The organism is Streptomyces sp. WAC00040, assembly GCF_056835925.1.
The window spans coordinates 616,110-631,306 of sequence record NZ_JAKQZE010000002.1; the positions used below are offsets into that span (position 1 = coordinate 616,110).

12 protein-coding genes are annotated in these 15,197 nt (G+C 73.3%); 5 read left to right on the plus strand and 7 right to left on the minus strand.

Annotation, left to right across the window (positions count from 1 at the left end; translation table 11 throughout):
• Window positions 1–125 precede the first annotated feature (125 nt).
• Window positions 126–2,900 carry a LuxR C-terminal-related transcriptional regulator gene (locus MDN94_RS22155; protein ID WP_482727623.1) on the minus strand — a complete coding sequence of 925 codons (2,775 nt, stop codon included), beginning with the start codon at window positions 2,898–2,900 and terminating at the stop codon, window positions 126–128.
• A gap of 291 nt (window positions 2,901–3,191) precedes the next feature.
• Here MDN94_RS22155 and MDN94_RS22160 point away from each other — a divergent pair, with 291 nt between their 5' ends.
• Window positions 3,192–3,611 (plus strand): ATP-binding protein, encoded by a 420-nt coding sequence (locus MDN94_RS22160; RefSeq protein ID WP_482727624.1) that lies wholly within the window; start codon window positions 3,192–3,194, stop codon window positions 3,609–3,611.
• A 54-nt stretch (window positions 3,612–3,665) separates the two neighbouring features.
• Here MDN94_RS22160 and xylA read toward each other — a convergent pair whose 3' ends face one another.
• On the minus strand, window positions 3,666–4,835 hold the full coding sequence (gene xylA, locus MDN94_RS22165) for a xylose isomerase (RefSeq protein ID WP_482727625.1): 1,170 nt from the start codon (window positions 4,833–4,835) through the stop codon (window positions 3,666–3,668).
• 167 nt (window positions 4,836–5,002) lie between these two features.
• Between xylA and xylB the strand changes: the two genes are divergently transcribed.
• Entirely contained in the window at window positions 5,003–6,478 is a 1,476-nt protein-coding gene (gene xylB, locus MDN94_RS22170) for a xylulokinase (RefSeq protein ID WP_482727626.1), read from the plus strand.
• A gap of 201 nt (window positions 6,479–6,679) precedes the next feature.
• On the opposite strand, the gene MDN94_RS22175 is transcribed toward xylB, so the two are convergent.
• A complete protein-coding gene (locus tag MDN94_RS22175; RefSeq protein WP_482727627.1) occupies window positions 6,680–7,903 on the minus strand; it encodes an acetyl-CoA C-acetyltransferase in 1,224 nt (407 codons plus the stop codon).
• A 105-nt stretch (window positions 7,904–8,008) separates the two neighbouring features.
• Complete coding sequence (locus tag MDN94_RS22180) at window positions 8,009–8,995, minus strand: LysR family transcriptional regulator (RefSeq protein WP_482727628.1); 987 nt, start codon at window positions 8,993–8,995, stop codon at window positions 8,009–8,011.
• A 132-nt stretch (window positions 8,996–9,127) separates the two neighbouring features.
• Here MDN94_RS22180 and MDN94_RS22185 point away from each other — a divergent pair, with 132 nt between their 5' ends.
• From MDN94_RS22185 to MDN94_RS22195, 3 genes are all read left to right on the plus strand, one after another.
• Window positions 9,128–10,045 carry a CoA transferase subunit A gene (locus tag MDN94_RS22185; RefSeq protein WP_482728204.1) on the plus strand — a complete coding sequence of 306 codons (918 nt, stop codon included), beginning with the start codon at window positions 9,128–9,130 and terminating at the stop codon, window positions 10,043–10,045.
• A gap of 79 nt (window positions 10,046–10,124) precedes the next feature.
• Complete coding sequence (locus MDN94_RS22190; protein ID WP_482727629.1) at window positions 10,125–10,895, plus strand: CoA-transferase subunit beta; 771 nt, start codon at window positions 10,125–10,127, stop codon at window positions 10,893–10,895.
• 129 nt (window positions 10,896–11,024) lie between these two features.
• Window positions 11,025–11,207 carry a hypothetical protein gene (locus MDN94_RS22195; RefSeq protein WP_482727630.1) on the plus strand — a complete coding sequence of 61 codons (183 nt, stop codon included), beginning with the start codon at window positions 11,025–11,027 and terminating at the stop codon, window positions 11,205–11,207.
• Window positions 11,208–11,238: 31 nt separating this feature from the next.
• On the opposite strand, the gene MDN94_RS22200 is transcribed toward MDN94_RS22195, so the two are convergent.
• From MDN94_RS22200 to MDN94_RS22210, 3 genes are read right to left on the minus strand one after another with little or no spacing between them, the layout of a single operon-like run.
• Window positions 11,239–12,510 carry an ROK family protein gene (locus MDN94_RS22200; protein ID WP_482727631.1) on the minus strand — a complete coding sequence of 424 codons (1,272 nt, stop codon included), beginning with the start codon at window positions 12,508–12,510 and terminating at the stop codon, window positions 11,239–11,241.
• Between the two features lie 56 nt (window positions 12,511–12,566).
• Window positions 12,567–14,012 (minus strand): FAD-dependent oxidoreductase, encoded by a 1,446-nt coding sequence (locus tag MDN94_RS22205; protein ID WP_482727632.1) that lies wholly within the window; start codon window positions 14,010–14,012, stop codon window positions 12,567–12,569.
• On the minus strand, window positions 14,009–15,196 hold the full coding sequence (locus MDN94_RS22210; protein WP_482727633.1) for an MAB_1171c family putative transporter: 1,188 nt from the start codon (window positions 15,194–15,196) through the stop codon (window positions 14,009–14,011). Before MDN94_RS22210 ends, MDN94_RS22205 begins: the two co-directional genes overlap by 4 nt.
• Between the last annotated feature and the right edge of the window lies 1 nt (window position 15,197).

The following is a 15,197-nucleotide window of genomic DNA, read 5'->3' on the forward strand; positions in this document are numbered from 1 at the left end:
AAACTAGGGCCCCCTGACCCGTGCTGCCTATAGGGACCCGCTCATCTACCTATACGCAAAGAATCGACCGGGCCCGGGTGCCACGCGGCCCTCTCGCCCGCCGCTGTGCCGTCGGCCGCCCCGGCTCATTCGGGGCGCTGGGCGCGCGTCCGGGAGAGACTCTGCCTGGACAGCGACTCCAGCTTGCGCCGGGCCCTGGCGACATGCTGCTCCACCGTACGCGGCGACAGATGCAGCGTCGCCGCGATCTCCCGGTTGGTCAGGCCCGTCGCCGCCAGGTCCGCCACCTCCTGCTCGCGCGGCGAGAGCCGGTCGCCGTAGCTCGGCCGGCCGCGCGGCCGCTGCTCGTCGGCTGGCTGGTGCGCCCGCAACTCGGCCCGGATGCGGGCGGCGTCCCAGACCGCGCCGAGCTCGGTCAACTGCTCTACGCACGAGGTCAGTTCGGCCACCACGGCGGCCGTGTCCGTACCCGATGCCAACTGGCAGCGCGCGGCCCCCTCGGTGGCCAGAACCGTGGCGTACGGGCGTGGCATGCCCGCGTATTCGAGGGCCGCCCGGCGGTACCGTTCGGCCGCGGTCCGCGGGTCGCCGTCCGCCTCGGCGAGCAGCGCGCGGCACCAGTCCAGCGCCGCCGCCGACGCGGGTGCCTGGCGGCCGTCGAGGCCCGCCTCGTATTCGTCGATCATTCCCTGCGCGGTGTCGCGCCGGCCCGCGCGCAGCGTCGCGTCGACGGCCCACGGCGCCAGCTCCGCCGCCCACACCCACACGCCCTTGTCCCTGATCCGGTCCCAGGCCATCGACGCCTCGGCAACCGCCGTTCCGACGTCGTCCCGGACCAGGGCCATCCGGATCAGCGCGCCGGAGGCGGCCGCCACGTGCGGTACGGCGGAACCGTCCGTCTCCCGCGAGCCGTCGCCGGCGAGCCACGCCGTCGCCTGCTGCCACTCGCCCCTGGAGATCGCCATCAGCCCCAGCACGGTACGGCCGTCGACGCCCTGGCCCGGCATGGTGTCCGCCTCCGCCACGAACGCGCGGGCCCTGCCGGTCAGTTCCGACCAGTCGCCCTCGGCCCAGTCCAGCAGCAGCGAGGTGCCGCGGGCGCCCTGCTCGACGTACGTCGCTCCGCTGCGGGCCGCCAGGTCCACACCCTCGGCGAGGAGTCCGCGGGCGGGTCCGAGCCGGCCCAGCCAGAGCGCGCCGTCCGCCGCGTTGCACAGGCCGCGGGCGACGTGCTGGCGGCAGGCGGCGTCCTCCGTATCCCTCGGCAACTGCTCGAGCACCTGCCAGGCCGCCGGGTCGCCGATGTACATGAGAGTGCCCGCCCGGTTGGCGGCGACCGCGGTACGGGCCTCCTCGTCGCCACTGTCCGCGCCGGCCTTCTCCGCGCGCTCCAGCCAGTACAGGTTCCGTTCCAGCGGCACCGTCGACAGCAGCGGCATCGCCAGCGCCGCCATGGCCCTCGCCGCCATCAGCGGCCGCTCCTCGAGTTCCTCCACCGCCTGCTGGAGCTCCAGCCAGCCCTGCATGCCCGCGACCGCCTGGTTGCACAGCAGCAGACCGAGGTCGAGCCGGATCTGTCCCCGCACGGCGGCCGGCAGGGACTGCTCGTCGAGGATCTGCCGCAGCACCGTCACCGTCTGGTCGCTGCGCAGCCCCAGCACGGCGCTGTGCGCCAGCAGCGGCGCGAGCCGGGCCCGCGCGGCAGGCGGCACCGTCGGACGGGACAGCGTCCGCTCGAGGATGTCGATCGCGGCCTGGTGCTCGCCGTCGGCCGCGCACTGGAGCGCCGCGTGCTCCACGGCCCGCAGCCACGCCTTCGTCTGACCGCCGTGCCGGCGGTGGCGGGCCAGCGGCACCCACGGCACCGGGTGCCTGCGGCCGAGGGCCGTGGCGGCCCTGCGGTGCATCTCGCGGCGGACGGGGCCCGGCACCTGCCCGTAGACCGCTGTCGCCGCCATCGGGACGAAGAATCCGTAACGGCCCTCGGTGTCCTCCCGCAGCACGCCCGCGCGCAGCGCCTCGACCAGGGCCTCTGTGCCCTCGCCGTCGTCCGCGCCGGCGACCGCGGCCAGCTCGTCCGCCTCCACCGGCTCGTCCAGCACGGCGGCGGCCCAGGCGAGGTGCCGGGCCCGGTCCGTGAGCGCCGCGGTACGGCCGAGGGCGAGGTCGGCGAGACGCGGCGGGACGCCCACTGCCTCCAGGTCCCTGACCGAGTAGCGCTCCCGCCCGTCGCCCGACTCGCGCAGCAGCCGCACCGTGTCGGCGACGACCTGCGGCACGCCCCCGGACCGTTGCTGGACGCGGACGATCAGGTCGGAGGGGCAGCGGCCGGGGTCGAGTCCCTGCTCGACGAGCTCGCGGACCTGCCGGGCGTCAAGGGGGCCGAGCCGCAGGCGCAGTACGGCGAGGGAGGCGGGGAAGTGGGCCCCCCTGCCCAGAGGGAGGCCGGGCTCGCGCAGTTCCTCCGGGCGGTACGTGACGATCGCCGCGAGCCGGTCCGGTGGCCGGTCGAGGAGCCCGCGCAGAAGTTCGAGGGCCCGGCGGTCGGCGCGGTGGACGTCCTCCGCGACGAGGAGGAAGCGCTCGCCCCGTTCGAGGAGGGATGCCAGGGCGCCCGGCAGATCGGCGGGGGCGGTCGGTTGCAGCGGGACGCTGCCCGCCGCCGTCTCGGCCGTCTTCTGCCGGGGCCGGCACTCGACGGCCGCTCCGGACGACGAGAACGAGACGACCACACTGCGCACGGACCGGGCCGCGGCGGCGCTCACCAGACGCGACGCGAGGCGCGTCTTCCCGGTCCCGGCCGGGCCGTCGACCAGCAGCAGCGCGGGCTCGTCGGCGGACGGCCCCGCGAGCACGCGCTCCAGCCACCGGCCGGCCGCCTCGTCACTCCACGTGTCCACCGAATCACTCTCCTCGGAGATTCCAAGGCATTTCGATTCTTTACGTATACGGGTTTCAGTGTCCCTGATTGAACGGGAGGTGTCCGAATACGAGTGTTGGCGTTGCCGCAGAACAGCTGCGTGGCTTTCGACGGCCAGGTTGGAGAAGGACTCCCCGGCCGCTGGACCTGAGTCAGGGCGATGCCGCCCGACCGAACAGGAGCCCATGTGATCGCCATGGAACGTGCACCGAGCCCTGCCCCCGGGCGGGCCGGGCCCACCTCGGCGTTGCGAAGCCTGGCCCATTGCGCCATGCCCGCCACGCCGGAGGCCGCACGCGCACTCCGGCGCTTCGCCAGGGCAGTCGCACGCCGATGGCGACTGGCCGAGCACTTCGACGAGGCGCTGTCCGTCATCGTCACCGAACTGGTCACCAACGTGGTGCTGCACAGCGGCAGCCCATGGGTGTCCACGGTGATCAGCGTCCGGGGCGACGCGCTGACGGTCGAGGTCATGGACGGTGGCCGCTGGAAGCACCGGGTGACCCGCCGGCAGGAACCGCTCGACGCCGACGTCCCCTGCGGGCGCGGTCTGCGCCTGGTCGACGCCTACGCGACACGGATCATGACGCACCGCATGGAGCTGGGCAGTGTGGTGCTCGCGGAGATCGCGCTCCACACCAGGCCGCCCTTCGTGCGCGACCCGCTCCAGGCCTTCGACGCACATCTGTGAAACGGCCCGGTGCCGCTCCGGATCATCCGGAACGGCACCGTGTGCGCGTGCGGCTCAGCGTGCGCCGAGCAGGTGGTCCATCGCCAGCTGGTCGAGGCGCTCGAACGCCATCCCGCGCTCGGCGGCGGCGTCCACGTCGTAGTCCTCGAACGCCGTCCGATCGGCCAGCAGCGCCGCCAGCCCGTCGTCCGCCGTCGGCCGCGCCAGCTCGTCGAGGCGCGAGGCTCGCAGTGCCTCACGGACGTCGGGGTCGGCGCGAAAGGCCGCGGCGCGCTCCTTGAGGAGCAGGTAGTTGCGCATGCAGCCCACCGCCGACTCCCACACGCCGTCGAAGTCCTCGGTCCTCGGCGGCTTGAAGTCGAAGTGCCGCGGGCCCGCGTAACCGGCCGTCTCCAGCAGGTCGACCAGCCAGAACGCGGACCGCAGGTCACCGGCGCCGAAGCGCAGATCCTGGTCGTACTTGATGCCGCTCTGGCCGTTCAGGTCGATGTGGTAGAGCTTGTCCGCCCACAGCGCCTGCGCGATGGAGTGCGGGAAGTTGAGCCCCGCCATCTGCTCGTGGCCGACCTCCGGGTTGACGCCGTACAGCTCCGGGCGCTCCAGGCGCTCGATGAACGCCAGCGCGTGGCCGACCGTCGGGAGCAGGATGTCGCCGCGGGGCTCGTTCGGCTTGGGCTCGATGGCGAAGCGCAGGTCGTAGCCCTGCTCCGTGACGTATTCGCCGAGCAGGTCGAAGGCTTCCTTCATCCGGTCGAGCGCGACGCGCACGTCCTTGGCGGCACCGGACTCCGCGCCCTCCCGGCCGCCCCAGGCGACATACGTCTGCGCGCCCAGCTCCACGGCCAGGTCGATGTTGCGGATGGTCTTGCGCAGCGCGTACCGGCGCACGTCGCGGTCGTTGGCGGTGAAGCCGCCGTCCTTGAAGACCGGGTGGGTGAAGAGGTTGGTCGTCGCCATCGGCACGATGAGGCCGGTGGCGTTCAGCGCCTCACGGAAGCGCTTGATGTGCGCCTCGCGCTCGCTGTCGTTCGACCCGAAGGGGATCAGGTCGTCGTCGTGGAAGGTCACACCGTACGCGCCGAGATCGGCGAGCCGCCGGACGGACTCGGCAGGGTCCAGGGGCGGCCGGGTCGCGTCCCCGAACGGGTCCCGGCCCTGCCAGCCGACCGTCCAGAGGCCGAAGCTGAACTTGTCCTCGGGGGTGGGGGTGAAGCGTTCCGTCATGGCCATGTCCGCCTTGGATCACTGTTTGTTTTCTGACCTTACTAATAATGCACATCGATGTCCGATTGCAGAAGTCCCTCGTGCACTGTTGTAGCGCGGGCGCGTGACGTAATTTGTTTCCAGCTCGGCCAAATGGCCGCGCGCGGGCCCATGGGAGAGGTGCGGCTATGCCGGCGAACGCGGTCGTCATCGGGGTGGACAGCTCCACACAGTCCACGAAAGCGGCGTTCACCGACGTCACCACCGGGCGGCTCCTCGCCGTCGGCAGGGCGTCCCACCACGTCACCGGCGAGAACGGCGCACGGGAGACCGACCCCGAGGTGTGGTGGCAGGCCCTCGCCCACGCCGTCGCCGCCGGCCTCAAGGAACTGGCCGGTCTCGGCATCGAACCGGCCGCCGTCACCGGCATCGCGGTCGCCGGACAACAGCACGGACTGGTCGTCCTCGACCGCGCCGGCGCCCCGTTGCGGCCCGCCCTGCTGTGGAACGACACTCGCTCCGCGCCGCAGGCCGCCGCCCTCACCGAGGCACTCGGCGGCTCCGACGCGTGGACCGCCCGGACGGGCTCCGTCCCCGTCGCCTCCATGACGGCCGCCAAATGGCAGTGGCTGCGCGAGAGCGAGCCCGCCGCCGCGGACGCCGCGGCGGCGGTGCGCCTCCCGCACGACTTCCTCACTGAACGCCTCTCCGGCGTCGCCGCCACCGACCCCGGCGACGCCTCCGGCACCTGCTGGTACTCGACCGCGACCGGCGCCTACGACCCGGCACTGCTGGACCTCGTCGGCCTCGACCCGGCGCTCCTGCCGACCGTCGCGGCGACCGGCGCCACCCGCGTCGGCCCGCTGACGCCCACCGCGGCGGAGCGGCTCGGCCTGCCCGCCGGGATCGCGGTCGCCGCCGGAACCGGTGACAACATGGCCGCGGCCGTCGGCCTCGGACTCGGCGGAGCGGGACTGCTCGACCACCCGGCCCTCAGCCTCGGTACGTCGGGCACCGTGTTCGCCGCGAGCCGCACACGCCCCGCGTCACCGGTGCTCGCCGGGTTCGCGGCGGCGGACGGAACGTACCTGCCGCTCGCGTGCACCCTGAACTGCACCCTCGCCGTCGACAAGGTCGCGTCCCTGCTGGGCCTGGACCGGGAAGCGGCGGAAGCGGGTGGCGAGGTCGTCCTGCTGCCGTACCTCGACGGCGAACGGACGCCCGACCTGCCGGGCGCGTCCGGCATGCTGACCGGTCTGCGCCACACGACGACCCGCCAGCAGATCCTCGGCGCCGCCTACGAAGGGGCGGCCGTGACCGTGCTGCGCGCCCTCGACGAGGTCATGCGCGCCTGCGGCCAGGACCCGGCGGATCCCGATACCGCCGCGCGCCCCCTGCGGCTGGTCGGCGGTGGGGCGAACGGCCGCCACTGGGTGGAGACCGTGCGCCGTCTGTCGGGCCGCCCCCTGCTGATCCCCGCCAACGGCGAACTCGTCGCCCTCGGCGCCTCCGCGCTGGCCGCGGCGGCGGCGACCGGAGCGGATCCGGTGGCACTGGCGGCGGACTGGGGAGCGGGCTCGGGGACGCAACTGGAGGCGGTGGAGCGGGACATGGAGACGTGGGAGCGGGTGTCGTCGGCGGTGGAGAGGGCGGCGACGGGCTGACGGGGGCGTGCCTCAGGGGGCCGCGCCGCCGCGCGGGGCATGTTTCCCCCGCCCCTTCCCGAGACCGGGCTCCGCCCGGACCCGTACCACGCTCCGCGCGGTTCCCAAACGCCGGACGGGCCGGATCTGCCAGGCATGTCCGGCCCGTCCGGCGTTGAGACCCCGCCGATGCGTGTGGGCGCTGTGGTGCCCTTCCGTGCGTCAGTCCGTCACGCGCTCGAAGACGGCCGCCAGGCCCTGCCCGCCGCCGATGCACATGGTCTCCAGCCCGTAGCGGGCTTCCCGGCGGCGCATCTCGTGTGCCAGGGTCGCCAGTATGCGGCCTCCGGTCGCGCCCACCGGGTGGCCGAGCGAGATGCCGGATCCCTTCACGTTGATCCGCTCGTGGTCGGCCTCCGACAGGCCGAGTTCCCGGGTGCACGCCAGGACCTGCGCGGCGAAGGCCTCGTTCAGCTCGATCAGGTCCAGGTCGGCGAGCTTCAGCCCGGCCCGGTCCAGCGCCGCCCGGGTCGCCGGTACGGGGCCGATACCCATCGTCCCGGCGGGCACCCCGGCCCGGGCGAAGGACACCAGGCGCACCATCGGGGTCAGGCCCAGCCGCTCCGCGGCACCGGCGCTCGTCACCAGGCAGGCCGCCGCCGCGTCGTTCTGCCCGCTGGCGTTGCCCGCCGTGACCGTCGCCTGCGGGTCGGAGCCGATGGTGAGGGGCCGCAGCGAGGCGAGCTTCTCCGCCGTGGTGTCCGGGCGCGGGTGCTCGTCCGCCGAGACCAGCGTCTCCCCCTTGCGGCCGCGTACGGGGACGGGCACGATCTCGTCGTCGAACAGCCCGGTCTCCATGGCCCGGCCGGCCCGCTGCTGGGAGCGCAGCGCGAGGGCGTCCTGGTCCTCCCTGCTGATCCCGTACTCGCGGCGGAGGTTCTCCGCGGTCTCGATCATGCCGCCGGGCACCGGGTGGTTGACGCCGCCCGCGGTCACCCTGCCGCGTGCCAGGGAGTCGTGCAGCTGAAGGCCGGGGCCCTTGATGCCCCAGCGGCCGTCGTGGGTGTAGTACGGGGCCGCGCTCATCACCTCGACGCCGCCCGCGATCACCACGTCGCTGAAGCCGGCCCGGATCTGCATGGCCGCGTCCAGCACCGCCTGAAGGCCCGAGCCGCAGCGGCGGTCGACCTGCACCCCGGTCACGGACACCGGCAGCCCGGCGTCCAGGGCGGCCACCCGGCCGATCGCCGGGGCGTCCGACGTGGGATAGGCGTGACCGAGGATCACCTCGTCGACCCGGTCGGGGGCGATGCCGGTGCGCCGCACCACCTCCGCGATCACGTGCGCCGCGAGAGCCGCGGGGCGCAGGCTCGACAGGCCGCCGCCGAACCTGCCGATCGGGGTGCGGAGCGGTTCGCAGATGACGACATCGGACTGACCGGACATGCGGTGGCCTTCCTGGGTACGGGCGGTGGATGCTCTGCCGACCCTTCCACCGGCCGCCGCGTCCGGTCCAATATCCGATCGGGACCGATTGAGACGGCGGACGAATCAATCGGGCGGGCGGTGAGGGGTCGGTCCGCGCAGGGCGGTGAGAGTCGGTCGCGCCGGCGGTGAGGGGTCAGTCACGCGGCACGCCGGCCGGTCCGGGGGCGTCGGCAGCGCCTCGGCGGCCACCGCCAGCACACTGCGCAGGGCCGCGGACGGATTGTCGGTGCGCCAGGCGAGCGCTGCCTGGAGACGGGTCGGCGGGCCGGCCAGCGGCCGGTGCACCAGGCCCGTCTGCTGGATGTGCAGACAGGAGGAGAGGGTGAGCGTCACTCCCACGCCCGCCGCCACCAGCGCCAGGATCGTGTACGAGTCGGGGGCTTCCTGCACCACCCGTGGATGGAACCCGGCGTCCTCGCAGGCCCGGAACGTGGCATCGCGCAGCGTGGAGCCGGCGTTCGCGGGGAAGCTGACGAACGGCTCCGCGGCCAGGTCGGCCACCGCGATCCGCTCACGGCTCGCGAGCGGATGGTCCTGCGGCAGCGCGCACAGCAGCTCCTCCTCGCCGATCACCCGCGTCTCGACACCGGGCCGGCCGGCAGGCAGCCGCACGAAGCCCAGGTCGAGCGAGCCGTCCGCGACCTTGGCCAGGGCGACATCCGCGTACGTCTGGCCCTGCATGACCAGCTCCAGGCCGGGATGGGCGGCCCGGACCGCCCGCGTGAGCAGCGGCAGGGAGTCGTGAGAGGAGGCGCCGGCGAAGCCCACCGTGACGCGCCCGTACTCTCCCTGGCCCGCCGCCTTCGCCACCCGTACGGCGATGTCCAGATCGTCCAGGACGGTGCGTACCGGCTTGAGGAAGGACTGCCCCGCGCTGGTGAGCCGCACCGAGCGGGTGTTGCGCTCGAAGAGCTGCACGCCGAGCTCGCGCTCCAGCTGGCGGATCTGCTGGCTCAGCGGCGGCTGGGCAATCCGGAGCCGTCTGGCGGCGCGGCCGAAGTGCAGTTCCTCGGCGACCGCGAGGAAGGAGGTCAGATGGCGCAGTTCCACGGTCGTCCCGTTCCGTTCCAGCCGGATCCACTGGACGCCGGTGGCTATTTCTCCTGACGTCTCAATGTGACCTTAATTTGGTATTGGACAGTAATCAATGGTGCTGGCAGCGTGTGGGCCGTGGACAAGACCATGACGATGAAGGACGCGATCGCCTCGTTCGTGCACGACGGCGACACGGTGTCCCTCGAAGGCTTCACCCATCTCATCCCGACGGCCGCCGGCCACGAAATCATCCGCCAGGGCCGCAGGAACCTCATGGTGGTGCGGATGACGGCGGACATCGTGGTGGACCAGCTGCTCGCGGGCGGCTGTGTCACCAAGCTGGTCTCCTCCTTCGTCGGCAACTCCTCGGCCGGCTCGCTCGGAGAGCTCCGGCGGCGTATCGAGTCCGCCGACCCCGAACCGCTGGAGTTCGAGGAGTACAGCCACTACGGGATGATCTGCCGCTATCTCGCCGGTGCTCAGCGGCTGCCCTTCCACCCGCTGCGCTCCTATGCCGGAAGCGACCTCCCGTCGGTCAACCCCGGCATCCGCAAGGTCACTTCGCCCTACCCGGGCCCGGACGGCGCCACGGAGGAGATCTACGTGGTCCCGCCGGTCCACCCGGACGTGACCATCGTCCACGCGCAGCGCGCGGACCGCGCCGGCAACACCCAGGTGTGGGGCCTCACCGGCGTCCAGGCGGAGGCGGTCCACGCCGCGAAGAAGGCCGTCGTGGTGGTGGAGGAGATCGTCGAGGACGAGGTGGTGCGCTCGGACCCCAACCGGACCGTCATCCCCTCGCACGCGGTCCATGCCGTCGTCGCCTGCCCGCGCGGCGCCCACCCGTCCTTCGCCCAGGGCTACTACGACCGGGACAACGCCTTCTACCGGTCCTGGTCGCACATCAGCAAGGACCCCGCCCGGCTGCGGGACTGGATGGCCGAGTGGGTCCACGGCACCCGCGACCACGCCGAGTACGTAGCCAAGCAGGGCGAGGAGTTCTGGGCGGGGCTGGCCGTGGGCGAGGCGATGAGCCTGCCCGTGAACTACGGACGACGGCTGTGACCGCGCCACCGGCGGACGCACAGCCGGACCGGCGGGCCGAACGACGACCGAACGACGACCGAACGACGGAGAGAAGAAGATGACAGCCGCCGGCACCGCGACCTCCTCGGAGCTCCTCTCCGTCGTCGCGTCCCGTGAACTCGCCGGGCGACGGACCGTTTTCGCCGGGATCGGCCTGCCCACCCTGGCCGCCTCGCTCGCCCACCTCACCGTCGCGCCTCGCCTCGAGATCGTCTACGAGTCGGGCGTCTGCGGCGCACACCCCTCCCAATTGCCCGAGACGATCGCCGACGCGGTCCTCATCACCGGCGCGGAGGCCGTCCTGTCCATGGCGACCCTCTTCGGCTCCGTCCTCCAGGGCGGTCACATCGATGTCGGCTTCCTCGGGGCCGCCCAGATCGACCGCCACGGCAACCTCAACTCCTCCGTCATCGGCGACTGGGACAGGCCGAAGGTCCGCCTCCCCGGCTCCGGCGGAGCCATGGAGGTCATGGCCAACTCGGGCGAGGTGTTCGTGGTGATGCGCCGTCACGATCCCCGCTCGTTCGTGGCCGCACTCGACTTCTGCACCTCGCCGGGCCCCGATCGGGCGCTCGCCGACGGCATCACGCCGCGCGGCGCGGGAGTCACCCGCGTCATCACCGACCTGGGCATCCTCGCCCGCGCGGGCGCGGGGGAGGAGCTGCGGCTGGTCGCCGTGCATCCGGGTGTCACCGTCGACCAGGTCCGCGCCGCCACCGGCTGGGACCTCCAGCTCGCCGACGAGGTCGACACTGTCGAACCGCCCACCGCGGCCGAACTGCGGCTGCTCCGGGAGGACGTCGACCCCGGTCGCGTCTATCTGCGCTGAGACAGGGCCGGGCGCCTGCTCGCCTCCATCGTCTCGGTCGCGGCGTCGATCGCCGAGCGGGCGATCGCCGCGCCCGCCGACATCGATCTCGCCGTCACCGCCGGCCTCCGCTACGCACGGTCCGCTCGCGTGGGGCGACCGGACCGGCGTGACACGGAGTTCGACGGCAGCGAGCGCACTCGCCGGCCCTCCGGCTTCGACCAGGCGGGCGCCGGCGTGGTCGTCACCGAGGATCCCGGCGCGGAACCGCCGACACTGCTCCAGCCCTCCGGCATCACGACGCAGCACCCGCCCCTGAGGTCCCTGCCCTGACCGTGACCGCTGCACGGGGACAGGCGCTCCATCACGCCGGCTGGCGCGGCGCGTACGCCACCGGGTCGGCCAGGACGTCCTGGACGACGAGGGCCGCCGCCCCCCGGGCGGCGTCCGCCGCGGGGGAGGACGCCCGCAGGCGGGCGCTCGTCGGGGACCACAGGCCGGAGACCACGCGCGCCTCCAGCTCCGCGCCCGTCGGCGGGCCCAGCCACGGCATCAGGGGCCGGTAGACCCCGCCGAGCACGACCGCGTCCGGGTCGAAGAGGTTCACCGCGCCGGACAGCGCGCGGCCCAGCGCCCTGCCCGCCCCTGACAGCGCGGCGAGCGCCGCGTCGTCGCCCGCCCGTGCACGGGCTTCCAGTTCCGCCATGCCCGCCGCGCCGGCTCGTTCGTCGAGGCCCGCCGCACGCAGCAGCGCGGCCTGCCCGGCGTACTGTTCCAGGCAGCCACGGGATCCGCACCGGCACAGCGGGCCGTCGTCCGAGACGGAGACATGACCGATCTCGCCGGCGAAGCCGTTCGCCCCGCGCAGCAGTTCGCCGTCCAGCACCAGCGCGCCGCCGACCCCGATCTCACCTGAGAGGTACAGGAAGCTGCGCACGTCGCCGAGGCCGCCGAACCACAGCTCGGCGAGCGCGGCGAGGTTCGCCTCGTTCTCCGAGTGCACCGGCAGGGCGGGCAGGCCCGGGCGCAGCGCGGCGAGGGCCTCGGCGAACGGGCTCTCCGCCGGGACGGAGGTCCAGCCGAGGTTGGGCGCCTGGAGCACCGAGCCGCCCGAGATCAGGCCCGGCAGGGCCAGCTCCGCGCCGACCGGCCGCAGTTCCTGCTCAGTCGCCGACGCCAGCGCGCGGGCCGCGATCCGGGCGGCGCGGCCGAACACCTCCGCCGGCGCGGCGCCCCGGTTGTCCAAATGCTCCACGAGCCGCACCCGGTCGGTGCCGGCGAGGTCGACGACGCACACCGCGACGTAGTCGACGTTGATCTCCACGCCGACGCCCGCGAGGCCGGTGCGCGCGACCTTGAGCACCGTGCCCGGACGGCCCGCCTGGCCGCTGAACGTCTTGCCCGACTCGGAGAGGAATCCGCTCTCGATCAGCTGCTCGACCAGCGAGGAGACGGCGGCACGGGTCAGGCCCACGCGTGCCGCGACACCGGCGCGGGTGGCCTCGACCTGGTCGCGGACCGTCCGCAGGACCAGGCTGAGGTTGTGCCGGCGCACGGTCTCCCGGTCGGCCTTCGGCTCCATCGGAGTCCGGCCGCCCGTCCTGGCGCGGGTGCTGCCTGAGTGATTGCCGTTCATATTGCCGCTGAGCCTAGGCGATGCCTGTGACGTGCCGGTCGCCGATCCCCGCCGCGTCAGGCGTCGGCCGGGTCCGCCTCCCGCTCACCGCGCGGTTCCCTCGCGATGCGCAGCTCGTCGTCGCTCAGCGGCGGCCCGGTCAGCGGCTTCAGCGCCGGGCCGCGGAGCACCGCGAGCGCGATCTCCGGCTTCAGCAGGGAGCCGGTCGGCGCGGACAGGGTCATCACGTCGAACAGGGCCTTGGCGACGAGTGGCCGTCCCGTCGCGGTGAGCATCAGCCGGTCGACGTAGTGTCGGAGCACCTTCGCCGCCGCGCCCGGGTCCTTGCCGATCGCCCCGGGATAGAGGATGTCCTGTCCGGTGGCCAGGTCCCACGCCGTGCCGACCGGCCCGGCGAGCGAACGCTGCACGCGGCGGGCGAGCCCGGGGGAGCCCATGCCGTGCAGGGCCAGCGCCCGCCGCAGCGCGAGGACGCCCTGGGCGGCGACCGACATACCGTGCCCGTAGACGGGGTTGTAGGTGGCGACCGAGTCGCCGACGGCGACGAAGCCCTCCGGCCAGTCGCGCAGCTTCTCGTAGTAGCGGCGGCGGTTGACGGTGCTCCGGGAGACGACGACGTCCGTCAGCGGTTCGGCGTGGGCGATGAGCTCGGCGACGACGGGATGGCGGACGGAGCGGGCGAAGTCCTCGAACTCGTCGGCGGCGTTCGTGGGCTGTCCGCCACGCGTGCCGGACAGCGTCACCAGCCACCGGCCGCCCTCTACGGGCACGATCGTGGCCGTGCAGCCCGGCCTGGGCTCACGGGCGTCGGCCTGCACATTGACGACCGGGTACTCCTCCGAACCCGCGGGGGCGCGGAAGATCCTGCTGGCGTAGGCGAGCCCGGAGTCGACCTTCTCCTCCCGGACCTCGCCGACGCCCAGCCCCTTCAGCCACTCGGGGGCCCGCGACCCCCGGCCGCCGGCGTCGACGACCAGGTCGGCGGGGAGCACCCGCTCGCCTGTCTCCTCGCCGCGCACCCGTACGCCGGTGACCCGGCCGGCGGCGCCTTCCAGACCCAGCAGTTCGGTCCGACACAGGACGGTGACCCGGGGGCTCGTGAGCACCTGGTCCCGTACGACCCAGTCGAGCAGGTCCCGGCTGCAGGCGATGAGGAACTGCATCTCCGGGAAGCGGCGGAACCAGCCCTGTGCCGACATCGACACCAGCCCGGTCGGCAGCGGGATCCGGCGGGCGCCCGCGGCGAGCCAGCGGTCCGTGGTGCCCGGCAGCAGTGACTCGATCGCCCGTGCCCCGCCAGACCACAACAGGTGCGCGTGGTGCGCCTGGGGGAGGCTCCTGCGCGACAGCGGCCCCTCCGGCAGGACGTCGCGCTCGACGACCGTGACCTCCTCGGCGTATTCGCGAAGGACGCCGGCCGTCAGCATGCCGGCCAGGCCGCCGCCGATGACCACGGCTCTGCGCGGTTTGTTCCTGCTGGTTCTCACGGGATCGCTGCTCATAGGGTGCCGCTCTCTGACCTGGCCGTACGCAGGCGTGCTCCCGCGACGACGGGTGAATGACGCAGGGCGAGGGACATGCGCACCAGATCACGCGGTCCCGTGGCTGCGACGGAGGTGTAGGCCTCTGCCGACCTGACGATCCGCCCCTCGGGGTCGGCGGCGCGGGCCCGCAGTGCCGCGGCGACCATCGCCGCGTCCGCGATCGCGTCCGCCTGCCGGGGGTCGGCCCCTTCGGCGACCGCCTGGTCGTAGGCGTTCGCCCGCAGGACGCGATCGAAGTACGGGTCGAGCTGGAGCATGCCGTCGTGGATGTCGGACTCCCGTTGCGTCACCCGCAGCTCGACCGGAGAGAGCCATGAGATCCGCACCGAGGGGCTGTGGTCCGGGGCGGCGGAACGCAGCTCGCGCCACAGCGTTCCGAGCCGCCGGTAGGCGGCCCAGGCGTGCCAGCTGTCGGACAGCCGCTGGCCCGCGAGCGGCAGTACGAAGCCGACGGCGCTCAACAGCGCGCCGACCGAGGCGAGCGGCGGCGCGGCGAGTGTGGACAGGTAGTCCCAGTCGTGGCCTGCCCAGCGGGCGCCGACGGCGGACGACTTGGTGACTCCGTAGGCGAGGTTGAACAGCGATCCGACGACGATGGTCACCAGCCCGCCGCGGAGCCAGCCGCGGACCTTGAGCGACCAGCGCCAGCACAGCACGGTCATGCCCACGGCGGCGACGCTGTGGGCGGCCAGGTAGAGCGCGATCATCTCGCGCATGTACGGCGTCCTGGCGTAGTAGGTGTCCAGGTCCCGCAGTCGTTCCACCGGGGCGTCGCCCATGGCGAAGAGCACGATGAGCGCCACGACGACGACACTGTACGCGCCCATCCAGCGCAGGGAGATCCGGCGGGTCTCCTCGGGCGGTCCGCCGCGCCAGTTGACGAGGAGGACCAGGCAGGAGGCGCTGAACGCGGAGAGGATGCAGTAGACCAGCGGGGCCGAGATGTTGGGGACACCGGTGATGCGGTTGACCTCGGCGATGGTCGGCGGCGCGGCGAAGAAGAACGTGGACGCGCCGAGGACGAGAAGTGCGCAGACGGACCGGAGGAGCGGGTCGCGCCAGTCGCGCCGCATTCCCGGGATCTTGAACGCGAGTGCGATTCCGAGGGCGGCTGCGGGGATGTAGTAGTCCGGTCCGTTCACG